Below are 25100 nucleotides of genomic sequence, written 5' to 3' on the forward strand. Positions count from 1 at the left end.
CCATCCGACGTCGTGCGCGGATCGTCGTCATCGAAAGGAACAGACCGTGTTCTTCTGGTGGATTCTCTGGATCTTCTACTTCGCCGCCTACCTGTACGTCATCATCTTCGTGATCCGCGATCTGTTCCGCGACGACAAGGCGAACGGCTGGATCAAGGCCCTGTGGATCATCCTGCTCGTCTTCGTGCCGTTCCTGACGGGGCTCATCTACGTCATCGTCAACGGCAAGGGGATCGCCGAGCGCGAGTACGAAGCCCGCCGCACGGCGCCCGAGAACGACTCCTACATCCCGCAGGCCTCGTCGAGCCCCTCGGAGGACATCGCCCGCGCGAAGGCCCTTCTCGACGCCGGCAGCATCTCGCAGGGCGAGTTCGACGCTCTCAAGAGCAAGGCACTCGGAAACCAGTACTTCGGCGCATAGCGCACGGTATGACAAGAGCGGATGCCTCCACCGAGGCATCCGCTCTTCTTCGCGTGCCGGTGGTGGGAGTCGAACCCACACGCCCTCGCGGGCAACCGAGTTTGAGTCGGTCGCGTCTGCCATTCCGCCACACCGGCGGGCACGCGATTGACCATACCGTAGGATTCAAGGGTGACTGAGCAAGATCAGGCCGCCTCGGCCACGGCCCCCCGTCGCGTCGTCGTCGCGGAGGACGAATCGCTGATCCGCCTCGACATCGTCGAGATCCTCCGTGACAACGGGTTCGACGTCGTGGGCGAGGCCGGCGACGGCGAGACCGCGGTGGCGCTGGCCACCGAGCTGCGTCCGGACCTCGTCATCATGGACGTCAAGATGCCGCAGCTAGACGGCATCAGCGCCGCCGAGAAGCTCAGCAAGAACCACATCGCCCCGGTCGTGCTGCTGACGGCCTTCAGTCAGAAGGAGCTCGTCGAGCGCGCGAGCGAGGCGGGCGCACTCGCCTACGTCGTGAAGCCCTTCACGCCGAACGACCTGCTGCCGGCGATCGAGATCGCGCTGGCCCGCTACGACCAGATCATCACGCTCGAGGCCGAGGTCGCCGACATGGTCGAGCGCTTCGAGACGCGCAAGCTCGTCGACCGCGCCAAGGGGCTGCTCAACGAGAAGATGGGCCTGTCCGAGCCGGAGGCCTTCCGCTGGATCCAGAAGGCCTCGATGGACCGCCGGCTCACGATGCAGGACGTCGCCAAGGCGATCATCGAGCAGCTCGCTCCCAAGAAGGGCTGACGCCCTCAACGCCTTCCGGATGCCGCGGCCGAGGGGCGCGGCATCCGTTCGTCGTTTAAACGACCCCGGCGCCGGTCGGAGAATGCGGCCGCCGTCGGACGATTCTGCGTGGATCCTCCGACGCGAGCCGAATTCTCCGACCGAGAGTCAGGCGACGTCCTTGATCAGGTTCGTGATGCGGATCGTCGAGCAGCGTCGACCCTGATCGTCGGTCACGACGATCTCGTGCACCGTCATGCTGCGGCCGATGTGCAGAGGAGTGCACGTGCCGGTCACGTGCCCCGACGTCGCCGAGCGGGTGTGCGTCGCATTGATGTCGATGCCGACCGCCAACCGCCCGGGGCCGGCGTGGAGATTCGCGTGCATCGAGCCGAGCGACTCGCCGAGCACGACGTAGGCTCCGCCGTGGAAGAGCCCGACCGGCTGCGTGTTCCCCTCGACCGGCATCGTGGCCACGGCGCGCTCGGCCGTGAACTCGACCCACGCGAAGCCCATCTTCTCGGCCAGCGCGCCGACCCCTCTGGCGCGAGCCCAGTCGAGCCGATCCTCGGGCGCGGGGGAGTCCACCGACATCGTTCTCCTCGTGCTGCGGGCGCCACTCACGCCGACGAGCGCAGGCGTCCCGGGGGCGACAGGGGTGTCCGGTGCCCTGACTAGGCTTGCAGGGTGACGGACTCCGCAAAGCCTACCCTCCTCGTCGTGGACGGCCATTCGCTGGCGTACCGGGCGTTCTACGCCCTTCCCGTCGAGAACTTCTCGACGAAGGACGGGCAGCACACGAACGGCATCTACGGGTTCCTCTCGATGCTCATCAACCTCATCAAGGCCGAGAAGCCGACGCACATGGCCGTGGCCTTCGACACCTCGCGGCAGTCGTTCCGCACCCGCGAGTACGCCGAGTACAAGGCGAACCGTTCCGAGACGCCGTCAGAGTTCCGCGGACAGATCCCGCTCCTGCAGGACTGCCTCGCCGCGATGAGCATCACCGTGCTCCAGCAGGAGGACATCGAGGCCGACGACATCCTGGCGACCCTTGCCACCCAGGGTTCCGAGGCCGGCTTCAGCGTCCTCGTGTGCTCGGGCGACCGCGACACGATCCAGCTCGTGAACGACGACATCACCCTCCTCTACCCGAACGTTCAGGGAGTGTCCCAGCTGAAGCGCTACGACCGGCAGGCCGTCATCGACCGGTACGGCGTGCCGCCCGAGCAGTATCCCGACATCGCCGCGCTGGTCGGCGAGACGAGCGACAACCTGCCGGGAGTGCCCAAGGTCGGCGAGAAGACGGCCGTCAAGTGGCTCACCCAGTACGGCTCGCTCGACGGCCTGATCGAGAACGCGGCCAAGGTGACCGGCGTCGTCGGCAACAACCTCCGCGAGCACCTCGACGACGTGCGTCGCAACCGCTCGCTCAACCGACTGCTGCGCGACGTCGAGCTTCCCGTCGGGCCCGCCGACCTCGAGGTGCAGCCGATGGATGCGCAGGCCGTGCGCGACATCTTCGCGCGCCTGGAGTTCAAGACGCTGATTCCGCGCGTCGCGGAGCTCGCCGGCATCGAGCAGCAGATGGCCGCCGTCACGTCGGCGGCCGCCGTGCCGATGCCGACGCCCGTCACGCCCTCCGCCGACGGTCTGAGGGAGTGGCTCGACGCCGCCGAGGGCGATGTCGGCGTGACGTTCGTCATCGAGAGCGGCCTGCCACGGCGGGTCGGGATGGCCACGATGGATGCCGCCGCCGAGGCCGAGTGGACGGCCGAGGTCTCCGCAGCCGTCGGGCCCTGGCTCGCCTCCGACGCGCCGAAGATCCTGAGCGACGCCAAGCCTCAGGTCAAGGCGCTGCATCGCGCGGGGGTGCGGATGGGCGGACTCGCGTTCGACACGATCCTCGCGGGCTGGCTCTTGCGGCCGAGCTTTCCCGACAAGACGCTCGCCGACCTCGTGGACCGCTACCTCGACGAGAAGCTCCCCGAGTCCGACCCCGCACAGCTCGTGCCCGAGACCGAGGGCGCGACGCCCGGACAGCTGTCGTGGTTCACGCTCCGGGTCGCCGAGGCGCTGCGGGGCGAGCTGCCCGAGGCCGTGGCATCCGTGCTCGCCGGCATCGAGCTGCCGACGCTGCAGACCCTCGCCGACATGGAGATCGCCGGCGTCGCCGTCTCGCACGACAAGCTGTCGACCTTCTCCGCGGAGCTCGGCGACCGTGCCGACACGATCGCCCAGGAGGCCTACGCCACGATCGGCCGCGAGGTCAACCTCGGCTCGCCGAAGCAGCTGCAGGAGGTGCTCTTCGACGAGCTGCAGCTTCCCAAGACCCGCAAGACCAAGACCGGCTACTCGACGGATGCCGCCGTGCTCGCCGACCTGCAGGAGACCAACCCGCACCCGTTCCTCGACCTGCTGCTCCAGCACCGCGAGGCGACGAAGCTCCGGCAGATCATCGAGTCCCTCGATGTCGCGATCGCCGCAGACGGGCGCGTGCGCACCACGTACCTGCAGACGGGCAGTCAGACAGGGCGGCTCTCCAGCACCGACCCCAACCTGCAGAACATCCCGGTGCGCACCGAGGAGAGCCGCCGGATCCGCTCGGCCTTCGAGGTGGGCGACGGCTACGAGACCCTCCTGACGGCCGACTACTCGCAGATCGAGATGCGCATCATGGCGCACCTCTCGGAGGACCCCGGCCTCATCGAGGCGTTCAACTCCGGTGAAGACCTGCACCGCTTCGTCGGCGCACGGGTCTTCGCGGTGGCCCCGGAGGATGTGACGGCGGCGATGCGCACCAAGGTCAAGGCGATGTCGTACGGCCTCGTCTACGGCCTCTCCGCGTTCGGCCTGTCGAAGCAGCTGCGGATCGAGCAGTCCGAGGCCAAGCAGCTCATGATGGAGTACTTCGCGCGCTTCGGCGCTGTGCGGGACTACCTCCGCTCGTCCGTCGAGCGGGCGCGCATCGACGGCTACACCGAGACGATCTTCGGTCGCCGCCGTCCCTTCCCCGACCTCGCGAGCCCCAACCGCGTGCTGCGTGAGAACGCCGAGCGCGCCGCCCTCAACGCCCCCATCCAGGGGAGCGCCGCCGACATCATGAAGATCGCGCTGTTCCACATCCACGACGACTTCGTCGGCGAGGGGATGCGCTCGCGCGTCCTCATGCAGATCCACGACGAACTCGTCGTGGAGGTGGCCGTCGGCGAGTGGGACGCCGCGGAGCGCGTCGTGCGGACGCGCATGGGCGACGCGGCTCGCCTCTCGGTGCCGCTCGACGTGCAGATCGGGCGCGGAGCGGACTGGAACGAAGCCGCGCACTGACCGGTCGCCGGCCTTCTCGGAGGGGCCGGCGTGGGCGGACCCGGCGCGTCTGGACAACCGCGTGGAACCCGGTCCGCGATTGGCCGGGACGCCGTGCCGTTTATAGGCTCGACGCATGACTGATGCACCCCGCACCCCCACGTCGATCGACAAGATCGCCGACGAGTGGGTCGACACCCTCGCCGAGCTCGATCCGTCGCTTGCGACCTACATCGGGCGGTCCGAGTACAACGACCGTTACGCCGACTTCTCGCCGGAGGGAACGGCGCGTCTCATCGACGAGGCCCGGTCGACGCTCTCGGCGCTGGAGGCCGCGACCCCCGTCGACGCCGTCGACGAGGTGACGAAGGAGGACGTGTCGCGCGAGATCCGGCTGGCGATCGAGCTGCACGAGGCGAGGTGGAACCTCCGGGACCTCAACGTCATCGCTTCGCCCGCGCAGGAGATCCGTAGCGTCTTCGACCTCATGCCGACCGACACGGTCGACGACTGGACCGTCGTGGCGACGCGCATCAAGGCGCTTCCCGACGCCATCGACGGCTACATCACGACGTTGCGCGAGGGCATCGGCCAGGGAGTCGTGCCCGCGCGCCGTCAGGTGAGCGAAGTGGTCACGCAGATCGCGCGGTACACGGAGGACTCCGGATTCTTCGCGACCTTCGCGGGCGACGCCGCGCCCAAGGAGGGCCAGCTCCCCGCCTCGCTCGCGCGGGACCTCGCGGACAACGCCAACGCCGCCCGAGTGGCCTACGACGAGCTCGCCCAGTTCCTCGCGAAGGAGCTGGCCCCCGTCGCCGGTGAGAGGGACGCCGTCGGCCGCGAGCTGTACGGCCTCATGTCGCGCCGCTTCCTCGGCGCGACGATCGACCTCGACGAGACATATGAGTGGGGCGTCGAAGAGCTCGCACGGATGGTCGCCGAGCAGGAGTCGATCGCGAACGAGATCCGGCCGGGCGCGAGCGTCGAGGAGGCCGTCGCACTCCTCGAGCAGGACTCCTCGCGAAAGCTCCACGGCACCGAGGCCCTGCAGCGCTGGATGCAGGAGACGAGTGACCGCGCGGTCGAGGAGCTCGGCCGGACGCACTTCGACATCCCGGAGCCGATCCGGCGGCTCGAGTGCATGATCGCGCCGACGAAGGAGGGCGGGATCTACTACACCGGCCCGACGGATGACTTCTCGAGGCCCGGCCGCATGTGGTGGTCGGTGCCGGAGGGGGTCGAGGACTTCGACACGTGGCGCGAGCTGACCACGGTCTATCACGAGGGCGTGCCCGGGCATCACCTGCAGATCGCGCAGGCGGTCTACAACCGCGCGGAGCTCAATTCCTACCGCCGCCTCCTCGGCGGCACATCGGGCCATGCCGAGGGCTGGGCGCTGTACGCCGAGCGCCTCATGGAGCAGCTCGGTTACCTGTCCGACCCCGCCGACCGGCTCGGCATGCTCGACGGTCAGCGCATGCGTGCCGCCCGCGTTGTGCTCGACATCGGCGTCCACCTGTCGAAGCAGCGTCCCGACGGCAAGGGGGAGTGGGATGCCGACTACGCGCTGGAGTTCATGCGGCACAACGTGAACATGTCCGACGAGTTCATCCGGTTCGAGGTGAACCGCTATCTCGGCTGGCCCGGGCAGGCCCCGTCCTACAAGGTGGGGCAGCGCATCTGGGAGCAGCTGCGCGACGAGGTCGCCGAGCGCGAGGGAGACGACTTCTCCATCAAGGCGTTCCACAAGCGCGCGCTCGCCATCGGAGGGGTGGGCCTCGACACGCTGCGCACGGCTCTCGTGGGCTGACGCCGCAGGTCAGGGGAGGTCGCGCGCCAGCAGGCGCGCGACCTCCTCGTCCTCCGTCTGCGAGAAGTCTTCGTAGAACTGGCCGACGGCCCAGAAGTCGGCGATCCGATGCGGGCACACGTACGCGTCCACGACGGATGCCTCGGGCCGCCATCCCGCCGGTGCGACCGGCACGGCGAGAATGACCCGGCCCGCCTTGCGCGCGCGCTGGGCGCGGCACGCCGCGAGCGCGGTCGACCCCGTGGCCACGCCGTCGTCCACGATGATCACCGTCCGCCCCGCGACGTCGATCGCATCCGGCCCGAACGCCCGCGTCCGTCGCTCCAGCTCAGCGCGTTCGCGCTCCTCGACGGAGGCGAGCTGGGCGGCTGTCACGCCGCCCTGTCGGACGGCCGCCGGATCGACGATGCGCACGCCGTCCGCGATCGCCCCGACGGCGAACTCCTCGTGCGAGGGGGCGCCGAGCTTGCGGACGACCGCCACCCCGAGGGGAAGGCCGAGGGCCCGCGCCACTTCGGCCGCCACGACGACGCCGCCGCGAGGGATGCCGAGGACCGCGGCATCCGCGCCCCGCCAGTCCGCGAGCTCGTCCGCGAGCTCCCGGCCCGCCTCGGCGCGATCCGCGAAGATGGCCACGGAGCCCACCCTACGCGCGCCGCCGCCGCGCGGGAATGACGGGGGAGCGCCCGAGGTTCTATGCAGGCGAATGGAAGGAACGCCCATGCCGCACACCGAACCCTCGCAGCTCCTGCTCGGCCTCGACACGTTCGGGGATGTGACCCGCGATGAGTCGGGCGCGCTCCTCAGCGACGCCGAGACCATCCGGAATGTCGTCGACCAGGCCGTCCTCGCCGACGAGGTGGGCCTTTCGTTCTTCGGCGTGGGGGAGCACCACAGGCGTGAGTTCGCCGTCTCCAGCCCCGAGATCGTGCTCGCCGCGATCGCGGGCCGCACGACGGACATCCATCTCGGCACGGCCGTCACCGTGCTCTCCAGCGACGACCCGGTACGGGTGTACGAGCGGTTCGCCACCCTCGACGCGGTCTCGAGAGGGCGCGCGGAGGTCATCCTCGGCCGAGGCTCGTTCATCGAGTCGTTCCCGCTGTTCGGGTACGACCTCCGCGACTATGAAGTGCTCTTCGAGGAGAAGCTCGACCTCTTCTCGCAGCTCCTCGCCGAGAAGCCGGTGACCTGGAGCGGCTCGACGCGCGCGTCGCTCGACGGCGCCGACGTCTTCCCGAAGACCGAGGGCGGGCTGAAGGCCTGGGTGGGAGTGGGCGGCACCCCCGAGTCGGTGGTCCGAACTGCGCGCTACGGCTACGGCCTCATGCTCGCGATCATCGGAGGACCGGCGGGACGCTTCCGCCCGTTCGTGGACCTCTATCACCGCTCCCTCGCTTCGTTCGGCCACGAGCGGCTTCCGGTGGGCGTCCACTCGCCGGGGCACGTGGCCGAGACCGATCAGCAGGCCTGGGACGAGGCCTACGAGGGTTTCGAGGCAATGAACAACTCCATCGGTCGCGAGCGCGGCTGGCCGACCTACAACCGCCTGCGCTTCCAGCATGACGTCGGGCCCGAGGGCGCGCTGTACGTCGGGTCGCCCGAGACCGTGGCCCGCAAGATCGTCGACACGGTCCGCACCCTCGACGTGCAGCGCTTCGACATGAAGTTCTCGACGGGTACGCTCTCGCACGGCAAGCTCCTGCGGTCGATCGAGCTCTTCGGAACGAAGGTCGCGCCGCTGGTGCGCGACATGCTGGCGTGAGCGCAAGCCGTCTCGCCGGGGACGCGGCATCCGTACCATGACGTTCATGACGGATGCCACGACCGCCACCATCTCGGAGCGCCTCGACCGACTGCCCTTCACGCGCGGGCACCTTCGCGTCGTGACCGGATCGGGCATCGGCTGGGCCCTGGACGCGATGGACGTCGGGCTCATCTCGTTCATCATCGCGGCCCTCGCCCAGCAGTGGGCGCTGCAGCCGTCCGAGACGGCCTGGATCGCGTCGGTCGGCTTCCTCGGCATGGCGATCGGGGCGAGCCTCGGGGGCCTGCTCGCCGACCGCTTCGGCCGCCGGCAGGTGTTCGCTCTGACGCTCGTCGTCTACGGCCTCGCCACGGGTGCGAGCGCCCTCGTCGGCGGCCTCGCGCTGCTGCTGTTGTTCCGCTTCTTCGTCGGGCTGGGGCTCGGGGCCGAGCTGCCGGTCGCGTCGACGTACGTCAGCGAGTTCGCGCCCGCGCGCATCCGCGGGCGCCTCGTCGTCATTCTCGAGGCCTTCTGGGCGATCGGCTGGACCGCGGCGGCGCTCATCGGCTATCTCGTGATCCCGGGTTCCGAGAGCGGGTGGCGATGGGCCTTCGCACTCGGGGCACTGCCGGCGGTCTATGCCCTCGTCGTGCGGTGGGGACTCCCGGAGTCCGCTCGCTGGCTCGAGCGGCGAGGGCGCGTCGGCGAGGCGGATCGTGTCGTGCGTGCGTTCGAGGCGGGCGCCGCACGGGACGCCGCGGGCGCGGCCGGGCGACTGCCGGCGGCTCAGCCCGGAGCGGTCCCATCGACGGACGCGCCGGCGGCGACGACCGCGGGGGAGCGTCTGCGCACCCTCTGGTCGGCGGAGTTCCGGGTGCGGACGGCGTGCCTGTGGCTGGTGTGGTTCTGCGTCAACTTCTCGTACTACGGGGCCTTCATCTGGATCCCGACGATCCTGGTCGCGCAGGGCTACGACCTCGTGCGGTCGTTCGGATTCACCCTCGTCATCACGCTGGCGCAGCTGCCGGGCTATGCACTGGCCGCCTGGCTCATCGAGGTGTGGGGCCGGCGGGCGACGCTCTCTGTGTTCCTCGCCGGGTCGGTCGTCTCGGCCATCCTCTTCGGCACCGCCTCCGGTGAAGCCGCCGTCATCGCCACCGGGATGGCCCTGTCGTTCTTCAACCTCGGCGCGTGGGGCGCGCTGTACGCCGTCACCCCCGAGATGTACCCGACGTCCCTGCGCGCGACCGGCTCGGGGTGGGCCGCCGGCGTCGGCCGCATCGCGTCGATCGTCGCTCCGCTCACGGTGCCGCCGATGCTCGCACTGGGCGGGGCGCCTGCGCTCTTCGTCCTCTTCGCCGCGTTCTTCGCCATCGCCGCCGTCGCCGCGTGGGGTCTGGCCGACCGGCGGGGCCGATCCCTCGACGACCGCTGAGGCGACGCAGGGCCGAACTAGGCTGGGAGGATGGCATCCGTTCGATACGTCGCGATCGGCGACTCCTTCACGGAGGGCGTCGGCGATGAGCTTCCCGACGGGCGCGTGCGCGGATGGGCGGACCTCGTCGCGCAGGGCTGGGCGGACAGCCTCGGCGAGCCGGTCGAATACGCGAACCTCGCCATCCGGGGCAAGCTCGTGTGGCCCATCGTCGACGAGCAGCTCGAGCCCGCACTGGCGCTGAAGCCGACGCACCTGTCGTTCAACGGGGGCGGCAACGACATGCTCCGGCCGCGCACGTCGATCTCGCACGTCGTCGCGGCTTTCGACCGGGTCCTCCAGCGCTGCGATGAGGAGGGCGTGCAGCTCGTCGTCCTGTCGGGCGCCAACCCGTCTGCGCAGCTGCCGATGGCGCGCGTCATTCAGCGCCGCGGCGACCTGCTGTCCGCTGGGGTGGTCGCGAAGCTCGCCGATCGCCCCGACGTGGTCCGCGCTCTCAACTGGCCGGATCGGGAGCTGTCCACGGCGGGCTACTGGTCGGAGGACAGGCTCCACATGAACGCGCGCGGCCACCATCGGGTCGCGGCGCGCGTGCTGTCCGCGCTCGGGCTCGAACCCCCGTCAGCCTGGTGGTCGCTGCCGACCCTTCCCGACGCTGTGCGACTGCGCAACGGGGCGTACTACCGCGATCACCTCGGACCGTGGGTGCGTCGACGGCTGACGCGGACCTCGTCGGGCGACGGCCGCGAACCGAAGTACGCCGTCTGGACCGCGTTCGAGCCGTCACCGGTCTGACACCCGCGCGTACTCCGACCCCGAGCGCGTGCGCTCGATCAGCTCATGATCGACGAGGTAGCGCCGAAGCACGGCGACGTCCGCCGTGAACGGAGCGAGGCGCTCGTTCACCTCCTTCTCGGTCAGCACGTCGTCATCGTCGAACGCCTGGTCGGCGACCCATATCAGCAGTTCGCGACGGTCTGCGTCCCGCACGGGATACCGGTCGATCCGCCCGGACGCGTCGAGATAGCGCTGTGGACCCGTGGGCTTCGCCGGCGGGCTCTCGGCCAGGATGCCGCGCAGCGCCGCATCATCGAAGACCGGCCTGCCCTCGGCGTCTCGCACGAGCCCCAGCTCGGTCAGCCGCGCGAGCGCCCGGTCGCGGCGCGCGGGCGGGAGTGCGGCATCCGTTATCACCTCGGCGAGCGCCGCCCGCAGATCCGGGTTCAGCAGAGCCGCGACGATGCCCCGCCACCGGTCGCTCACGCCGGCCGCCCCACCGCATAGACGAGCTCTGCGAACTGCCCCGACTGGCGGACGGACTCGAGCGTCAGGCGATCGGATCCGAGGACGCGGGGGAGGAGCGGCTTTCCCGAGCCGAGCGTGGCGGGCGCGATGGAGACGCGGATCTCGTCGAGAAGCCCCGCGTCGGCGAACTGACCGACGACGTCGCCGCCACCGACCACCCACACGTCACGGCCCGCCGCGGCGCTCTCGAGCTCAGCCCACGCCTCGCGCACCGCTCCGGAGAAGAGCCGGACGCCGGCACCCGCGGGGACCGGCAGGGCGCGGGATGTCAGGACGAGGACGAACCGCTCGCCGTAGGCGGATCGCCACCGCTCGGGATGCTCGGCCAGCCCCTCGTGGGCGTACACCCACTCGTAGGTGGTCGACCCCATGACCATCGCGCCGATGCCCTCGAGGAAGGCGGGGAAAGAGCTCTCGGCCTCGGCGGCGCCGGGGACGGCGAAGAGCCATTCGAGCGAGTCGGAGTCGTCGGCGAGGTACCCGTCGAGGGTCGTCGCCGTGTTGTAGATCAGGCGCGTCATGCCGACACGCTAGCGGGTGCCACCGACTTCTTGACGCGTTATTCAACCATCGGGTACTGTACCAATCAGTTGAATACGGAGGCCGCCATGCAACGGGATATCGGAGAGGACCGGCTCAGTCGGACCTTCTCCGCGCTCGCGGACCCCACCCGGCGCGAGATCCTGCGTCGTCTCGCGGCCGGCGAGGCCACGGTCGGGCAGCTCGCCGAGCCCTTCGACATGACGTTCGCGGCGGTCTCGAAGCACCTGCGGGTGCTCGAGGCCGCGGGGCTGGTCACGCGAGGGAAAGCGGCGCAGTATCGTCCCGCGCGCCTCGACGCCCGCCCGCTGGCGGCGGCATCGCAGTGGATCGGAGACTATGCCCGGTTCTGGGCGGACTCCCTCGACTCGTACCTCCACGCTCTCCAGGAGCTGACCCCCGCAGAAGACCCTCACGACAAGGAGAACCCCCATGGCTGACTACTTCTCGGTCTCGCGCGAGCTGACCGCGCCGCGCCATCTCGTCTTCGACGCCCTCACCAAGCCAGAGCACTTCGCCGTCTGGTTCGGCACCGCGGCCGTGGAGGTGCCGCTGGACTCGCTCACCATGGACGTGCGCCCGGGCGGCGCCTTCCGTGCCGTCATGCTGCTGCCCGACGGCAATCGGATCCAGTGGGCGGGGGAGTACGTCGAGGTCGATCCGCCGGCGCACCTCGCGATGACCCTCACCGACAACCCGGACGAGCACGCGGGCCTGCCGGTGCTCATGGACCTCGAAGAGATCGACGGCGGCACCCGGCTGACGATCAGCCAGGATCGCGGCGACTTCTCCGATGAGCAGGTCGCCGCCACCATCGCGGGGTACAACGCGTTCATGGATGACATCGAGACCGAGCTCGCGCGCATGCAGAAGGCGTGATGAGCGCTTTCGGCGTCTTGTCAAGGGCATGCGCCGACCCGGATCGGGCTGTCACCATGATCTCGCCAGGGATGCGCTTGGGGCCCATCCCGGAAAGGAACCTCGCATGAGCATCGGTGCTGGAATCGTCCTCTTCGTGATCGGCGCGATCCTCGCGTTCGCCCTGAACGTCCAGCTGGACTGGGTGAACCTCGACCTCGTCGGCTACATCCTGATGGCAGCCGGTGTCGTGGTCGTCCTCATCGGAATCGTCCTCCTCATGCGGCGCCGCCGCTCCGACGTCGTGACGCGCACGTCGGTCGACCCCGCCGCAGGGGAGCAGGTGACGCGGCGCACCGCGTCGCACCCCGACGACGCCGCAGGCCTCTGACCCGCGGCTAGATCGCGCCCGGCCGGCGCAGCGCTTCCCGTGCGGAGCGTGCGCCGGCCGTCGCGCATTGGTCCGGCGTCTTCCCCGCCAGGGCCGCGGCGAGGTACCCGGCGGCGAAGGCGTCTCCGGCTCCGGTCGTGTCGACCACATTCCCGATCGGCTCGACGGGCACCTCGGCCGTGCCGGTCGTCGTGACCAGGAGCACCGGGTCCGGTCCTCGCTTGACGACGAGGACCGAGCGCCCCGGATGCCGCAGCCCCACCTCTTCGAGGAGCCGGGCCTCGTCGGCGTTCGCGAACGCGACGTCGGGGGCGACCTGCCTCAGCAGTCCGCCGAGGACGTCGACGCCGAGATCCCGCATCGCCGCCACGCTGGACAGGTCGAGGCTGACGGGAATCGCCCGCGCATGCGCCCAGCGACATGCCTCCAGGAGCGCACGGCGGGACGCCTCTCCGACGAATCCGTAGAGCGGCAGGTGCAGCCGGCTGCTTCCCTCGAGCCATGCGTTCTCGATGCTCTCGAGCTCGGCAGCGGCTCCCCGGTCGGTGAGCATCGTGCGCTCCGCGGTGTCGTCGACGAGGATGACGATCGAGCCGGTGCGTCCCGCGCGCTGCACGCGGACGTCGACCCCGCACTCGGCGAGCGCACGAGCCAGCGCGTCGCCTTCGGCATCCGCTCCGACACGCCCGATGAATCGTGTCGGCGTCTCGCGCGCCGCGGCGGCAGCGACGTTGGCGGCACTGCCGCCTCGCGTGTGCGTGATGACGGCGGGGTTGTCGGTTCCCACCTCGAGGGTCGATGCTCCGAGCACGACGACGTCGGCGAGCAGATCCCCGATGACCGTCAGCATCAGGCGCGCGCCGCGAGAGCGGCGGCGATCGCGGCTCCGAGCGAGACGTTCCCGCGGTAGACCTCGACGTTCACGTCGAGACTCCGCCCCCCGGTCTCGCGCTGCATGAAGTCGAGCAGGAACGGCGTCGTGTCGTGCCCCGACACGCCCTGAGCCGCCGCTTCGGCGAGGGCACGCGCGAGCACGTCGTCGTGCAGGTCGGCGGGCAGCTGCCGCTCGGCGTCGACGGGATTGGCGACGAGGAGCGTCGAGGCGATGCCGAGGGCGTCGCGCGCGACGGCGACGTCGGCGATCTCGTCGGGGGAGTCCACCGAATACTCGACGTCGAATCCGGAGTCGGCGATGTAGAACCCGGGATAGTCGGTCGTCCGGTAGCCCACCACCGTGAGGTTCAGGGTCTCGAGACGTTCCAGGGTCAGCGGGATGTCGAGGATCGATTTGACCCCGGCACTGACGACGACGAGCGGCAGCGCGGCGAGAGTCGGCAGGTCCGCGGACTCGTCGAACGTCTGCTGCGCCTCGCGGTGCACCCCGCCGAGGCCGCCGGTGGAGAAGACGCGCACACCGGCGCGGCTGGCGAGGAAGGCCGTCGCGGCGACGGTCGTCCCCCCGCTGAGCCCCTTCGCCGCCGCCACGGGAAGGTCGCGGAGGCTCAGCTTGACGGCTCGGTCGTCGTGCGAGAGCCGCTCGATCTCGGCGGAGGACAGGCCGACCGTCGGGCGCCCCTCCACGACGCCGATCGTCGCCGGGACGACCCCCGCGGCCCGCACGCGCTCCTCCGCGTCGAGCGCCACCTCCAGATTCCGGGGGCGGGGCAGCCCGTGGGTGAAGATGGTGGATTCGAGGGCGAGGACCGGGATGCCGCTTCCCAGCGCCTCCCGCACCTCGTCGCCGACGACGAGGCCGCCCAGGGGACCGTCGCTCACGGTGTGCCGTCGCCGACGCGCTCGAGCAGGAAGACGGGAATGCGCCGCTCGGTGCGCTTCTGATACGAGGCATAGTCGGGCCACGCCTGGACGGACCGGTCCCACCACACCTGATACTCGTCGCCGCGGAGCTCGCGCGCGACGTAATCGCTCCTATCGGGACCGTCCTGCAGCTCGACGTGCGGGTTCTTCTTGAGGTTCCAGTACCACGCGGGATGCCGCGGCGCTCCGCCCATCGACGCGACGACGGCGTAGGCGCCCTCGTGTTCGACGCGCATCAGAGCGGTCTTGCGCAGCGCGCCCGTCCGGGCGCCGACCGTGGTGAGGACGATCACCGGCTTCCCGCGCAGCTCGGCGCTCTCGGCTCCGCCACTGGCCTCATAGGCCTCCGCCTGACGGCGCGCCCACTCCGACGTGCTGGGCAGGTACTGACCTTGCAACGGCATCGGGTCCTCCTCGAACTTCTCCGTGCGCCCAGTCAACCAGTCGGCGTGAGCAATCGCTCACCCCGCGACGGCAGGTCGGGCGGGGCTGTCCTCCCGAGCGGGCTCGTCGTCGGCTTCGATCACCTCTCGTGGCGACCGCCAGCGCGGCTGCGAGGGCGGCGGCCCGGGATCGGCCCGCGGCGGGGTGTCGCGTGTGACGGGGTCGCCGGGCGACACCACGAGCTCCTGGCCGAAGTGACGGAGCGTCATGGGCGGCCCCGCGTCGAGGGAGTACGTCGTGCCCTCAGGTCTTGCGTCCACCCGGAGCACGCGCTCGCGGTGGCGGACACCGAAGGAGAGCCGCTTCATCGATGACGCCAGCCGGGGAGCGAAGGCGACGATATCGCCGCCGTCGCGCATGCCCCCGAAGCCGCAGACGAGCGCCGACCACACCCCGGCCAGCGCCGCGATGTGCAGGCCGTCGTCGATGTCGTTGCGGAGGTCGTCGAGGTCGATGGTCGCGGCCTCGGTCAGATAGTCCATCGCGAGGGGGAGGTGACCGACCCGGGCCGCGACGATCGACTGAGCGGGCGCCGAGAGCGACGAGTCGCGCACCGTCAGCCCCTCGTAGTACGCGAACGCGCGGGCTGTCTCCTCGTCGCTGAACTGCTCGTGGGCGAGGTGCAGCGCGAGCACGAGGTCCGCCTGCTTGACCACCTGCTTCCGGTAGATGTCGAAGTAGGGGAAGTGGTCCTGCAGCGGATACTGCTCGCGGGCGGTGCCGTCGAAGTCCCAGCGCTCGCGCTCGGTGGAGCCGGCGTACTGCTGGTGGATGCCGAGCCCGGCATCGAAGGGCACCGCCATCGCGGCGGCCGCGGCATCCCATTCGTCGCACTCGCCGGCGCTGACGCCGAGATCCTGCCCGCGGGCGGGATGCGTGCGAACGGATGCCGCGGCGCCACGCAGATTGCGTTGCGCCATGAGATTCGTGAAGACGTTGTCGTCGACGAGGGCGGAGTACTCGTCGGGGCCGGTGACCCCGTCGAGATGGAAGACGCCGTCGTCATCCCATCGCCCCAGTGCCATCCAGAGCCGCGCCGTCTCGACGAGGATCTCGACGCCTTCGCGGCGCTCGAACTCGCCGTCGCCGGTCGCACGGAGGTAGCGCAGGACCGCCGCCGAGATGTCGGCGCTCACGTGGAAGGCGGCGGTGCCCGCGGGCCAGTACCCGGAGCACTCGCTGCCGCTGATGGTGCGCCACGGGAAGGCCGCTCCGGCGAGGTGCAGCTGCCGCGCCCGCGCGCGGGCGTGGTCGAGGGTCGAGTGGCGCCACTGCAGGGCGCCTCGCGCCGCCTCCGGGAGGCAGTACGTGAGGACGGGAAGCACGAAGGCCTCGGCATCCCAGAACGTATGGCCCTCGTAGCCGGGCCCTGAGAGCCCTTTGCCGGGGATGGAGCGCACCTCCGCTCGCGCCGCGGATTGCATCACCTGGAAGAGCGCGAAGCGCACGGCCTGCTGCAACCACGGCACCCCGTCGACGATCACGTCGGACGCTTTCCAGAAGGCGTCCAGGTAGGCGCGCTGCTCGTGCGCGAGTCCGTCCCAGCCGAGACGCGCAGCCGCCCCGACCGCCGCCTCCACCCGATCGCGCAGTGCGCCCGGGGACAGCGAGGGCGACCACTCGTGACCGACGAACTTCACGAGGCGGAGGCTCTCGCCGGCGCCGAGCCGCGCCTGGACCGTCGTACGTGCCTGCTCGCTGCTCGCCTCCGTGTCCACGGACGCCGCCCGGCCCTCGACGAGGTGATCCATCGCGACGGCGACGCCGATTCCGCTGCGTCGCGTGCGGAACTCCAGCGTCGCCCGCGTATCGTCGGCCGCCCGGTGGGCGACCGGGGAGAGGGGAGCGCGAAGGGCGGCCCTGACACGCTCGTCCCGGTGGACCTCCGGTAGCGGCTCGTCGGAGACGATCTCGGACACGACGGTCACCTCGACCGCATCCGAGACGGCGGCGATCTCGTAATCGACGGCCGCGACGGATCGATGCGTCAGAGAGAGCAGGCGCCTGGATCGCAGTCGGACCGTCAGACCCGCGGGGGATGTCCAGCGCACGTCCCGGCGGAGCACGCCCGACCGGAAGTCGAGGAACTGCTCGTGCGACTCGAGCGTGCCGGTCCGGATGTCGAACGGCTCGTCGCCCACGATAAGGCGAATGACCTTCCCGTCGGGCACGTTGATCACACTCTCGCCCGCGTCGGGATAGCCGTACCCGCCCTCGGCGTAGGGCATCGGGTGCTGCTCATGGACGCCGTTGAGGTACGCGCCGCTGACGACGCACGGATCCCCTTCGTCGAGCGTGCCTCGCCAGCCGAGATGGCCGTTCGCGAGCGAGAAGACCGACTCACGACGGGCCAGCCGCGTCTCCTCCCAGCCGGACCACCCGATCCCCCAGTCGGCCACGTCGAAGCTGCGGTGACTCACGAGCACCGCTCCCGGAGTCGGATCGGCTGCATCCGATCATTGTGCGGACAGGGAGCGCCTGCCACGAAGGCCTTGCGCACTCATGTCCCGGTGGGTATGTCAGTCGCTCGGGCGGGTTCGCGGGAACGCGCCCTGCGCGGGGTCCTCCGCTCGCCGAAGGGGGCGGTGATTGCGCCACGCCGTCCGGTAGGTCCACATGCCGTACGCGAAGGAGGCGGCGATGACTGCGACGCCGAGCGCCACGGCGATGACCACCGCGAGCGGCACCGGCATACCGGCCAGAGCGAGGCATCCGCCGCCGAACATCCCGATCACGCACGCGTTCACCACGGCGATGAAGACCGCCGAGCTCCCGAAGAGGTGACTGACGCTGCGTCGACGGAGGAACGAGTACGTCCGCTCCAATCCGGCCACGTCGTCGGTGACCGCGGCGAGGAAGTACCGCTCGACGACCGGGTCCAGGTCGACGTACGCCCCGCGCAGCCGGTTCATCGCGACGACGTACATGAGGTCCTCTTCGGCCACGTTGAACACGCGGGTCTGCGTCATGAGACCGAGGAGCGTCAGGAAGCCCAGGATGGCGAGTGCCGCACCGGCGAACCAGTCGCGGAATCCCGTCGCCTGTCCCAGAAGCCCGATCGTGACGAGGCTCGCCGAGACGAGCGTGAGGTAGATCGTGATGCGCGTGAGGACCTCGGACTGCGCGGTGCCGCGCGCCGCCAGCAGTCCCCAGTGCTCGGTGGCCAGGATCTGAGCGCGGCGCCCGAGGGCGGCGCCCGACTCCGCGGCGACCGACGGGGCCGCGCCGACAGCATCCACCGGCCGGCCCGGCGGGACGGAGCTCATGCCCCATTGTCCACCGGGGAGGTTTCCCTTCGCCAGAGCCGGGCCGGCGCGCGGATCGAGCGTACGAGCCAGGCGCACTCCCTCACGCCGCCATGGCCGGACGCCGGGGCAGAAGGGGGTGGTCCCATAGGCGTCCGTTCCCTCGGGGCGGGGCGTCCGGCGGCACCCGAGCGCGCGGCGGCCGCGACCGCGCCCCGGACGAGGCGTAGCCTGCAGAGGGTGGAGCGTGTGAGAGGAGTGCCATGCCCGCACGAGAAGAACTGCCCGCAACGCTGAAGCGGTCGCCGCAGCACGCACAGGACATCTGGATCGCGACCCACGACTCGGCCGTCGAGACGTACGGCGAGGGGGAGCGGGCACATCGGACCGCGTTCTCCGCCCTGAAGCACCAGTACGAGAAGGTCGGAGACCACTGGGAGCAGAAGGAGGAGCGCGGCCCCTCCGACGAGGGCGCACTGAGCCGGGACGGGGAGACGGCAGGCGGAGTGAACGCCAACGCCAGCAAGAAGCACCTCCTCGAGGTCGCCGCGCGCCTCGACGTGCGTGGCCGGACACGCATGACGAAAGACGAACTGGTCGAGGCGATCCAGAAGGCGAACGCCCGCGAGAGCCGGAGAAGTCTGGACGCGGAGCGCTGAGACCGCGCACGCGATCCGCGGAGCGCTCAGACCGCGCACGGCGATCCGCGGAGCGCTGAGACCGCGCACGACGATCCGGGGAGCGCGGAGACCGCGCACGGCGATCCGCGCAGCGCGGCGACGCGGCAGCGCTATCCGCGCATTCGCAGAGACGGCCGGCGGGCGCCCGGGGAAGGGCCAGTCCGATTCCACCATCCCGCGCGCTCTCCCTGAGCTGACATAATGTGCATTATCGGCAATCGCTATCGGCGATAGCGATCGCAATAGCCAAACGGTCAGCGCCGACATCGCACGAACGACCGCCGACGTCGTCGAGCACCCGTGATCCCTGCGATCTCGTCAGCCGGCCGGCGGCAGCTGCGGGAGACGTGAGACCGCCGCCGAGGCATCGGTCATCCGTGCGATCTCGACGCGTTCTCGCGCGATGACGGGTCCGCTCGGCGAACTCCGCCGCGCTTGGTATGCGAAGTCGCACTTCTAATGTGAGCGGTAACGGGATACCGTTTCCCCTGACTCCGCGCGCGGATGCGCGGGGCGTCGGCCGCGGTGCAGGGGTTGATCTGCCGCGGCCGGGAAGCGAAACCGATCCGATTGGAGCAGTCCATGGCGCATTCCACCGCATCGCCACCGACAAGAGCCCGAAAGACCACGAGGCGCGCGAAGGCCCGCCTCCTCGCCGCCGGCATCGTCGGGGCCGTGACCGTCGGCATGATGGCCGCGACGCCGGCGATGGCAGAACCCGAGCAGCCGGACCTGCAAGCGACGACGACGAGTGCGGCCGCGGCCGAGAAGACCTACGAGCGCTACGTCTTCGCGTCGTTCCACGGCGGCGACGACGGCGGCCGCAACGGCGAGCAGATCTGGCTCAGCGCGTCCAAGGGCAACGACCCGCTCAACTGGTACGAGCTGAACTACGACGAGGGCACGTCCGTCTCGCAGCCGATCCTCCAGACCGTCAACCCACCCCAGGGTCAGCAGGGGCTGCGCGATCCCTCCCTCATCCGCTCCGCCGACGGCGAGAAGTTCTTCCTCCTCGCGACCGACCTCAAGACGTACCAGGACGGACAGTCGTGGTCGTACCGCCAGTCGAAGGGTTCTCGTAATCTCGTGGTCTACGAGTCGGACGACCTTGTGAACTGGTCGGAGCCCCGATTCGTCAAGGTCGAGGACGACCACGCCGGCAACGTCTGGGCACCCGAGGCCTTCTACGACGCGAAGAACGAACAGTACATCGTCTTCTGGGCGTCGAACCTGTACCCCGACGCGAACATCGACACGCGCAACACGTCGCAGATCTCGTACAACCGCATCCGCGTCGCCACGACGAAGGACTTCGTCACGTTCAGCCAGCCCACGACGTGGATCAACCTCGACCGGTCGACCGGGCGTCAGGGCTGGGGAATGATCGATTCGACGATGATCGCGACGGACGACCGGGTGTACCGCCTGACCAAGGACGAGAACGGCTTCCGCGTCCTGCTGCAGTACATCGATTCGCTCGACGACCTGTACGACACGTGGGGTCCGCAGGACACCCAGCCCTACGCGGTCAACAAGAACCCGATCACCCCGCTGACGGAGAGCCCCAACGCCTGGACGATGGTCGGCAACCCGAACGGCTCCAGCAAGTGGCAGATCCCGGGTCTGACCGGCGGCAACCTCGAGGGTCCTCTCGTCTTCAAGGACAACGCGGAGGACATGTGGTACGTCTTCATCGACTACGCGTCCGGCGGCGGCTACGTCGCATGGCGCTCCGACTCGATGGACAAGGCGCCGAACGAGTGGGAGTACCTCGGACAGTCCTGGTGCAACACGACCGGGCTGTCCAGCACGTGCAACGCCAGGTCGGAGACCTCTCCGTACTGGTCGCTGCCGGTCAGCCCGCGCCACGGTTCGGTGCTTCCCGTCACCCTCGAAGAATGGGAGACGATCATGTCGCACTACAACTCCCCCGTCCACGTCGAGGCGTCCGTCGTGACAGCGGACGGTTCGCCCGTCGAGGACGGCGCATGGGTGAACGAGGTGCCGAAGCTCGAGGTCGACTGGACCGACTTCAACGACACCGGCATCTCCCCCACCTGGCTGCGCCTCGTGGAGGGTCACAACGGCGGCGCCCGCGTCGTCTCGAACGAGACGATCTCCTCTGGCATCACGCAGGGCATGACGGTGCCCGTGAACGCCGTCGAGGGCACCAACTGGGCACAGCTCGAGTACCGGGATGCCTCTCTCGGCGGTGACGCCGTAATGCTGTGGACGGAGGACGTGTCGTACAAGCTCGACACGACGCGCCCGCGCATCGACATCACGGTCGACGGCGGGAACCTCGGCATCGAGGCGAGTGACCCCGCCCCGGCGAACGGCGCGGAGAACTCGGGACTGGCCTCGTGCGAGTTCCGCATCGACGACGGCGAGTGGGCGGATTGCGCGCCGGCTTCGGAGCTCGCGCCGGCGATTCTCGACCGGACCGTGTCGGTCCGCGCGACGGACAACGCCGGCAACGAGTCGACCGCGACGAGCATCGTCGAGGGCACGGGCTTCGACGTGACCGTCGATGTGACCACGCGCTGCGTGGGCGCGAAGGTCATGCAGGTGGTCACGGTGGGCAACGATGAGAACGTGCCCGTCTCGGCCACCGTCACCTCGCCCTACGGCTCGAAGCCGGCGCCCATGATCGCGTCGGGCAAGAGCAGGACGCACGTCTTCAACACCCGAGCGGAGGCGATGCCCGCGGGCGTGGTCGTCGTCTCGATGACGGCGACCGTCGACGGCGAGGAGTACACCGTCGAGGAGTCCGTCGAGTACGCGGCGGCATCCTGCCGCTGACGCTCGCGCAGCGCTGAGACGGCGCGGCGAGCATACGACACGCGACGAGGGGCGCGTCACCGAATCGCCCGGTGACGCGTCCCTCGTCGCGTGTAGGGTCGGCGCTGTGCCGCACCGTCCTCGCCGCGTCTGCAACGGAACCCTCTCCGTCGCCCTCCCGCCCGCGCAGGCGTTCCGCCTCTTCACCGCGCGTGGAGAGACGTTGTGGGTGCCCGGCTGGTCGCCGGAGTTCCCCGCCGATGTGGAGGACGACGCGCGAGCCGGCACGGTCTGGCGCACACGGGCAGGCGGCCTCGAGACGACCTGGATCGTCGTGGAGTCGAACCCTCCCCAGGTGGTCACTTACGCCCGAATGACGGACGATCACACCGCCACGACCGTGCGGGTGCAGCTGGAGGCGACGGATGCTGGATCCCTCGTGCGCGTCGGCTACGACCTCACCTCGCTCGACCCGTCGGCCGACGACTTCGTCAGGCGGTTCGCCGGCGACTACGACGACATGCTGCGGGAATGGGAGCGCCTTCTCGCCGCGGCGCTGCCAGCCCTCGACGAGGCGTGACGGTCACGCCGAGGCGATCTCGGCGGTGCCCTCGAACCGGAGACGGATGCCTCCGCCGGCGTCGCGCAGGATCACCAGCAGCGTGTGCTCGCACGAGAGGCAGCGCACGATCGACGCGACGGCGTCGCGCTCGACGGACACCTCGGCCATGTCGCCGTGCGAGCCGCAGTGCGCGCACGTGATCGTGAGGGACGAGGCATCCGTGCTCATCAGCTCCGCGAGCACCCCCGCAAGCGCGTTCCCATCCAGGTGCTGCACATTCCGGCTCATCACAGCCCTCCGAAGCGCTCGGTCTTGATGCGCCGCGCCGGGTGTCCGCGCGCGACGAGCTCGTGCGCGACGAACTCGACGAAGCCCGTCGGTCCGCACACGTAGATCACCGGGTCGTCCGCCACCGGCCAGACCGCGGCGTCCAGCGTCTCGGCGTCGAGCCGGCCGACCCGGCCCGGCCACGATGGCGGCGCCACCCGCGAGTACGCCCAGGTGACCGCTACTCCCCCGTCGTCCGGCAGCCGCTCGAGCTCGTCGCGATACATCGCGTCTTCCGGCGTCCGGACCGAGACGAGAAGCCGGAACGGCTGCTGCGTCCGGGAGCGCACGCGCGCCTGGACCATGGCGCGCAGCGGGACGATCCCGGAGCCGCCGGCGATGAGCTGCACGGGCGAGGGGTCGGAGTCGCGCCACACGAAGTAGCCGCCCAGTGGGCCGAGCACTTCGAGAGCGTCCCCCGGACCGACGTCCCGCACGAGGTACGGCGACACCTCGCCGTCGGGCACCTCGTCGACGCCGATCTCGACGGTGCCCCCGTCCCCCGCGAGTCCGAGCGAGTAGGAACGGACGGCCTGATAGCCGTCCTCGGCGGTGAGGCGGATGTCGACGTGCTGACCCGGGAGGCTTCCCTCCCAGCCCGGCACGGAGAGCGTCAGGATGCGCGCGTGCGCGTTCGCCTCCGTCACCTCGAGAACGGTGGCCTCGCGCCAGGCGACGCGCCCGGCGGCGGTCACCAGTAGCGCTCCTCGGTCCACGGATCGCCGTGGATGTGGTAGCCGTTCTGCTCCCAGAACCCCGGATCGTCGTGCGAGTGCAGCACGAGGGCGCGGAGCCACTTGGCGCTCTTCCAGAAGTAGAGGTGCGGCACGAGGAGTCTCGCGGGGCCGCCGTGCTCGGGGTCGAGCGGCTCGCCGTCGAACTCGAAGGCGACCCAGGCCTTGCCGCCGAGGAGGTCTTCGAGGGGGACGTTCGTCGTGTACCCGCCGTAGGAGTGCGCCATGGCGAACTCGACGTCGGTGTCGATGTCCTCGAACAGGGTGTCGAGCGAGACGCCGCGCCACTGCGTGCCGAGCTTGGACCACCGGGTGACGCAGTGGATGTCGGTGTCGACGGTCTCGATCGGCAGCGCGAGGAACTGGTCCCAGGTCCAGGTCGTCTGCATGTCCTTCTCGGTGCGGATCGTGAAGCGCCACTCGTCGAGGTCGATGTCGGGGGTCGGGCCCGCCGACAGCACCGGGAAGTCCTCCGTCAGGTACTGCCCAGGGGGCAGGCGCGGATCGGACTCTCGGCGCCTGGCGCCGAAACCGCGGGAGAAAACAGCCATCCAACCCTCCTCGCACAGCGGTCGGCGCACGCGCGCCGATCGCCTCCAGGCTAGCGATGCGGCCGGCCCGGCGACAGCGCCGGGGATGCCGCACGTGCCGGTCGATCTGGCGGCTGGGCGTCGAGTCCGCGCATCGCTCAGCCACGCCCGCGGACGAGCGCCGACGAGCGCGGACTTCGAGGGACTCGCGCCCACGAGCGTGGACGAGCGTGGACGAGCGCCGACGAGCGCCATGCGCCGGCGTCGCTAGCCTGAGGAGGTGGCATCCGTCGGCGAGAGGGCATCGTGATCGAGGCGCTCACCGGGTTCGCGGTGATCGGCCTCGCCATCCTCGTCGGGTGGGTCATCGGCCGTACGGACCTCCTCGGCGAGCACGCCCGGCCGGTGCTGAGCCGCCTCACCTTCTTCGTCCTGTCGCCGTTCCTGCTCTTCGTGGTGCTCGCGAACGCCGATGTGCAGACGCTGTTCTCCGCGATGCTGCCCGTGTCGGCGATCGCGGCCGTGTCGATGATCGCCGCCTACGCCGTGGTGGCGCGGCTCGTGTGGCGGCGCTCGGCGGGCGAGGTCGTCATCGGGGCGCTGTCGGCCGGCCAGGTCAACTCGAACAACATCGGCATCCCGCTCTCGCTCTACCTGCTGGGCTCGGCGGCGTATCCCGCGCCGGTGATCCTCCTGCAGCTGCTGGTCTTCACACCGATCTCGATGACGATCCTCGAGGCGGCGACCGCCGGGCGGTCCTCCCTCGGCCGGGCGCTCCTGCGCACGGTCACGAACCCGATCGTGGTGGGCTCGGTGCTGGGCACCGCGGTGTCGGTTTCCGGGTGGGATCCGCCGGACCTCGTGATGGAGCCGGCGGTGCTGATCGCGAACGCCTGCGTGCCGGTGCTCTTGATCTCGTACGGCATCTCGCTGCACGGGCAGCGCGTGCTCGCTCCGTCGGGCCGCCGCCGTGACATCGCTCTCGCCTCGACGCTCAAGCTCCTGGTCATGCCTGTCGTCGCATGGGCGGTCGCCGAGTTCGTCTTCCGGATGCCGCCGCACGACGTCCTCGTGGTCGTCGTGCTCGCGGCTCTTCCGACCGCGCAGAACGTCTTCAACTACTCGCAGCGATACGGCGTCGGCGAGACCATCGCCCGCGACACTGTCTTCCTCACGACGGTCGGCTGCGTGCCGATCCTGCTGCTGGCGACGTTCCTCCTGAGCTGACTCCGGCGAGCCCACAGATCGTGCGCGAACCCCCAGGCCCGGACAGCCGGATTCTCTCCCCTCGCGCGCCGACGTGTGGTTCCGGCCGACGCGTGCCGGTGGGCGGCGAGCGGGCCGTGACATCCCACGTCACAAATCGGTCACCGCGGCGCGCATTGCCGGAGCGCGCCACCC

General features: G+C 70.1%; 26 protein-coding genes and 1 tRNA gene. 14 read left to right on the forward strand and 13 right to left on the reverse strand.

The annotated features are described in order from the left end of the window. Positions 1 to 46: 46 nt before the first annotated feature. Positions 47 to 421: a PLDc N-terminal domain-containing protein gene (locus EV279_RS12475; protein WP_133543937.1), complete on the forward strand. Its 375-nt coding sequence runs from the start codon at positions 47 to 49 to the stop codon at positions 419 to 421. Between the two features lie 54 nt (positions 422 to 475). Here EV279_RS12475 and EV279_RS12480 read toward each other — a convergent pair. After that, positions 476 to 558, reverse strand: a tRNA-Leu gene (locus EV279_RS12480). Positions 559 to 592: 34 nt separating this feature from the next. On the opposite strand from EV279_RS12480, the gene EV279_RS12485 reads away from it, so the two are divergent. Further along, the gene (locus EV279_RS12485; protein WP_133543938.1) at positions 593 to 1207 is read left to right on the forward strand and encodes a response regulator; all 615 of its coding nucleotides are present in this window, start codon (positions 593 to 595) and stop codon (positions 1205 to 1207) included. 147 nt (positions 1208 to 1354) lie between these two features. On the opposite strand, the gene EV279_RS12490 is transcribed toward EV279_RS12485, so the two are convergent. After that, positions 1355 to 1780 carry a hotdog fold thioesterase gene (locus tag EV279_RS12490; RefSeq protein ID WP_133543939.1) on the reverse strand — a complete coding sequence of 142 codons (426 nt, stop codon included), beginning with the start codon at positions 1778 to 1780 and terminating at the stop codon, positions 1355 to 1357. Between the two features lie 93 nt (positions 1781 to 1873). Between EV279_RS12490 and polA the strand changes: the two genes are divergently transcribed. Next, complete coding sequence (gene polA, locus EV279_RS12495) at positions 1874 to 4513, forward strand: DNA polymerase I (protein ID WP_133543941.1); 2640 nt, start codon at positions 1874 to 1876, stop codon at positions 4511 to 4513. A 115-nt stretch (positions 4514 to 4628) separates the two neighbouring features. Continuing rightward, a complete protein-coding gene (locus tag EV279_RS12500) occupies positions 4629 to 6302 on the forward strand; it encodes a DUF885 domain-containing protein (RefSeq protein ID WP_133543943.1) in 1674 nt (557 codons plus the stop codon). 9 nt (positions 6303 to 6311) lie between these two features. Here the strand turns inward: EV279_RS12500 and EV279_RS12505 are convergent, their stop codons facing one another. Further along, positions 6312 to 6938 (reverse strand): phosphoribosyltransferase family protein, encoded by a 627-nt coding sequence (locus EV279_RS12505; RefSeq protein WP_133543945.1) that lies wholly within the window; start codon positions 6936 to 6938, stop codon positions 6312 to 6314. An 85-nt stretch (positions 6939 to 7023) separates the two neighbouring features. Here EV279_RS12505 and EV279_RS12510 point away from each other — a divergent pair, with 85 nt between their 5' ends. From EV279_RS12510 to EV279_RS12520, 3 genes are read left to right on the forward strand one after another with little or no spacing between them, the layout of a single operon-like run. Further along, complete coding sequence (locus EV279_RS12510; RefSeq protein ID WP_133543947.1) at positions 7024 to 8067, forward strand: LLM class flavin-dependent oxidoreductase; 1044 nt, start codon at positions 7024 to 7026, stop codon at positions 8065 to 8067. Positions 8068 to 8113: 46 nt separating this feature from the next. Continuing rightward, on the forward strand, positions 8114 to 9484 hold the full coding sequence (locus EV279_RS12515) for an MFS transporter (RefSeq protein ID WP_133543949.1): 1371 nt from the start codon (positions 8114 to 8116) through the stop codon (positions 9482 to 9484). Between the two features lie 30 nt (positions 9485 to 9514). After that, complete coding sequence (locus tag EV279_RS12520; RefSeq protein ID WP_133543951.1) at positions 9515 to 10279, forward strand: SGNH/GDSL hydrolase family protein; 765 nt, start codon at positions 9515 to 9517, stop codon at positions 10277 to 10279. Here the strand turns inward: EV279_RS12520 and EV279_RS12525 are convergent. Both EV279_RS12525 and EV279_RS12530 read right to left on the reverse strand, forming a co-directional pair. Then, positions 10268 to 10747, reverse strand: coding sequence for a DUF2087 domain-containing protein (locus EV279_RS12525; RefSeq protein ID WP_243728554.1), 480 nt, complete (start codon positions 10745 to 10747; stop codon positions 10268 to 10270). The two genes, EV279_RS12520 and EV279_RS12525, sit on opposite strands and share 12 nt — an antisense overlap. Beyond that, positions 10744 to 11310: a dihydrofolate reductase family protein gene (locus EV279_RS12530; RefSeq protein ID WP_133543953.1), complete on the reverse strand. Its 567-nt coding sequence runs from the start codon at positions 11308 to 11310 to the stop codon at positions 10744 to 10746. Before EV279_RS12530 ends, EV279_RS12525 begins: the two co-directional genes overlap by 4 nt. Before the next feature lie 87 nt (positions 11311 to 11397). Between EV279_RS12530 and EV279_RS12535 the strand changes: the two genes are divergently transcribed. From EV279_RS12535 to EV279_RS12545, 3 genes are all read left to right on the forward strand, one after another. Beyond that, positions 11398 to 11769: a metalloregulator ArsR/SmtB family transcription factor gene (locus EV279_RS12535; protein ID WP_133543955.1), complete on the forward strand. Its 372-nt coding sequence runs from the start codon at positions 11398 to 11400 to the stop codon at positions 11767 to 11769. Beyond that, positions 11762 to 12208, forward strand: a complete 447-nt coding sequence (locus EV279_RS12540; protein ID WP_133543957.1) for an SRPBCC domain-containing protein — start codon at positions 11762 to 11764, stop codon at positions 12206 to 12208. Before EV279_RS12535 ends, EV279_RS12540 begins: the two co-directional genes overlap by 8 nt. Positions 12209 to 12314: 106 nt before the next feature. Next, positions 12315 to 12578 (forward strand): DUF6458 family protein, encoded by a 264-nt coding sequence (locus EV279_RS12545; protein WP_133543959.1) that lies wholly within the window; start codon positions 12315 to 12317, stop codon positions 12576 to 12578. Between the two features lie 7 nt (positions 12579 to 12585). Here the strand turns inward: EV279_RS12545 and EV279_RS12550 are convergent, their stop codons facing one another. The 5 genes from EV279_RS12550 to EV279_RS12570 form a co-directional block, all read right to left on the reverse strand. Further along, positions 12586 to 13428, reverse strand: a complete 843-nt coding sequence (locus tag EV279_RS12550) for a carbohydrate kinase family protein (protein WP_133543961.1) — start codon at positions 13426 to 13428, stop codon at positions 12586 to 12588. Beyond that, the gene (locus tag EV279_RS12555; RefSeq protein WP_208109529.1) at positions 13428 to 14354 is read right to left on the reverse strand and encodes a pseudouridine-5'-phosphate glycosidase; all 927 of its coding nucleotides are present in this window, start codon (positions 14352 to 14354) and stop codon (positions 13428 to 13430) included. Before EV279_RS12555 ends, EV279_RS12550 begins: the two co-directional genes overlap by 1 nt. Beyond that, the gene (locus EV279_RS12560; protein ID WP_133543963.1) at positions 14351 to 14800 is read right to left on the reverse strand and encodes a nitroreductase family deazaflavin-dependent oxidoreductase; all 450 of its coding nucleotides are present in this window, start codon (positions 14798 to 14800) and stop codon (positions 14351 to 14353) included. The genes EV279_RS12555 and EV279_RS12560 overlap by 4 nt, the downstream gene beginning before the upstream one ends. Before the next feature lie 57 nt (positions 14801 to 14857). Continuing rightward, positions 14858 to 17260, reverse strand: coding sequence for a glycosyl hydrolase family 65 protein (locus tag EV279_RS12565; protein WP_133543965.1), 2403 nt, complete (start codon positions 17258 to 17260; stop codon positions 14858 to 14860). A 99-nt stretch (positions 17261 to 17359) separates the two neighbouring features. Further along, on the reverse strand, positions 17360 to 18106 hold the full coding sequence (locus tag EV279_RS12570) for a hypothetical protein (protein WP_243728555.1): 747 nt from the start codon (positions 18104 to 18106) through the stop codon (positions 17360 to 17362). Positions 18107 to 18348: 242 nt separating this feature from the next. Between EV279_RS12570 and EV279_RS12575 the strand changes: the two genes are divergently transcribed. From EV279_RS12575 to EV279_RS12585, 3 genes are all read left to right on the forward strand, one after another. Next, positions 18349 to 18744 carry a ChaB family protein gene (locus EV279_RS12575; protein ID WP_133543967.1) on the forward strand — a complete coding sequence of 132 codons (396 nt, stop codon included), beginning with the start codon at positions 18349 to 18351 and terminating at the stop codon, positions 18742 to 18744. 603 nt (positions 18745 to 19347) lie between these two features. Beyond that, the gene (locus EV279_RS12580; RefSeq protein ID WP_133543969.1) at positions 19348 to 21567 is read left to right on the forward strand and encodes a glycoside hydrolase family 43 protein; all 2220 of its coding nucleotides are present in this window, start codon (positions 19348 to 19350) and stop codon (positions 21565 to 21567) included. 106 nt (positions 21568 to 21673) lie between these two features. Beyond that, the gene (locus tag EV279_RS12585; RefSeq protein WP_133543971.1) at positions 21674 to 22126 is read left to right on the forward strand and encodes an SRPBCC family protein; all 453 of its coding nucleotides are present in this window, start codon (positions 21674 to 21676) and stop codon (positions 22124 to 22126) included. A 3-nt stretch (positions 22127 to 22129) separates the two neighbouring features. Here EV279_RS12585 and EV279_RS12590 read toward each other — a convergent pair whose 3' ends face one another. Genes EV279_RS12590 through EV279_RS12600 form a run of 3 tightly spaced genes read right to left on the reverse strand, consistent with a single transcriptional unit; the run spans position 22130 to position 23720 of the window. After that, the gene (locus EV279_RS12590) at positions 22130 to 22396 is read right to left on the reverse strand and encodes a DUF6510 family protein (RefSeq protein WP_133543973.1); all 267 of its coding nucleotides are present in this window, start codon (positions 22394 to 22396) and stop codon (positions 22130 to 22132) included. Continuing rightward, a complete protein-coding gene (locus tag EV279_RS12595) occupies positions 22396 to 23130 on the reverse strand; it encodes an FAD-binding oxidoreductase (protein WP_133543975.1) in 735 nt (244 codons plus the stop codon). The genes EV279_RS12590 and EV279_RS12595 overlap by 1 nt, the downstream gene beginning before the upstream one ends. After that, positions 23127 to 23720: a sulfite oxidase-like oxidoreductase gene (locus EV279_RS12600; RefSeq protein WP_133543977.1), complete on the reverse strand. Its 594-nt coding sequence runs from the start codon at positions 23718 to 23720 to the stop codon at positions 23127 to 23129. Before EV279_RS12600 ends, EV279_RS12595 begins: the two co-directional genes overlap by 4 nt. 285 nt (positions 23721 to 24005) lie before the next feature. On the opposite strand from EV279_RS12600, the gene EV279_RS12605 reads away from it, so the two are divergent. After that, positions 24006 to 24926, forward strand: a complete 921-nt coding sequence (locus EV279_RS12605) for an AEC family transporter (RefSeq protein ID WP_133543979.1) — start codon at positions 24006 to 24008, stop codon at positions 24924 to 24926. Positions 24927 to 25100 lie beyond the last annotated feature (174 nt).

The sequence above is a fragment of the Microbacterium sp. BK668 genome (assembly GCF_004362195.1).
GTDB lineage: Bacteria > Actinomycetota > Actinomycetes > Actinomycetales > Microbacteriaceae > Microbacterium.

Coding starts and splice junctions, on each gene's coding strand:
- EV279_RS12570 (WP_243728555.1), bottom strand. CDS start 18,106: ATGAGCTCCGTCCCGCCGGGCCGGCCGGTGGATGCTGTCGGCGCGGCC.
- EV279_RS12530 (WP_133543953.1), bottom strand. CDS start 11,310: ATGACGCGCCTGATCTACAACACGGCGACGACCCTCGACGGGTACCTC.
- EV279_RS12515 (WP_133543949.1), top strand. CDS start 8,114: ATGACGGATGCCACGACCGCCACCATCTCGGAGCGCCTCGACCGACTG.
- EV279_RS12545 (WP_133543959.1), top strand. CDS start 12,315: ATGAGCATCGGTGCTGGAATCGTCCTCTTCGTGATCGGCGCGATCCTC.
- EV279_RS12520 (WP_133543951.1), top strand. CDS start 9,515: ATGGCATCCGTTCGATACGTCGCGATCGGCGACTCCTTCACGGAGGGC.
- EV279_RS12560 (WP_133543963.1), bottom strand. CDS start 14,800: ATGCCGTTGCAAGGTCAGTACCTGCCCAGCACGTCGGAGTGGGCGCGC.
- EV279_RS12500 (WP_133543943.1), top strand. CDS start 4,629: ATGACTGATGCACCCCGCACCCCCACGTCGATCGACAAGATCGCCGAC.
- EV279_RS12550 (WP_133543961.1), bottom strand. CDS start 13,428: ATGCTGACGGTCATCGGGGATCTGCTCGCCGACGTCGTCGTGCTCGGA.
- EV279_RS12540 (WP_133543957.1), top strand. CDS start 11,762: ATGGCTGACTACTTCTCGGTCTCGCGCGAGCTGACCGCGCCGCGCCAT.
- EV279_RS12575 (WP_133543967.1), top strand. CDS start 18,349: ATGCCCGCACGAGAAGAACTGCCCGCAACGCTGAAGCGGTCGCCGCAG.
- EV279_RS12490 (WP_133543939.1), bottom strand. CDS start 1,780: ATGTCGGTGGACTCCCCCGCGCCCGAGGATCGGCTCGACTGGGCTCGC.
- EV279_RS12580 (WP_133543969.1), top strand. CDS start 19,348: ATGGCGCATTCCACCGCATCGCCACCGACAAGAGCCCGAAAGACCACG.
- EV279_RS12590 (WP_133543973.1), bottom strand. CDS start 22,396: ATGAGCCGGAATGTGCAGCACCTGGATGGGAACGCGCTTGCGGGGGTG.
- EV279_RS12510 (WP_133543947.1), top strand. CDS start 7,024: ATGCCGCACACCGAACCCTCGCAGCTCCTGCTCGGCCTCGACACGTTC.
- EV279_RS12535 (WP_133543955.1), top strand. CDS start 11,398: ATGCAACGGGATATCGGAGAGGACCGGCTCAGTCGGACCTTCTCCGCG.
- EV279_RS12600 (WP_133543977.1), bottom strand. CDS start 23,720: ATGGCTGTTTTCTCCCGCGGTTTCGGCGCCAGGCGCCGAGAGTCCGAT.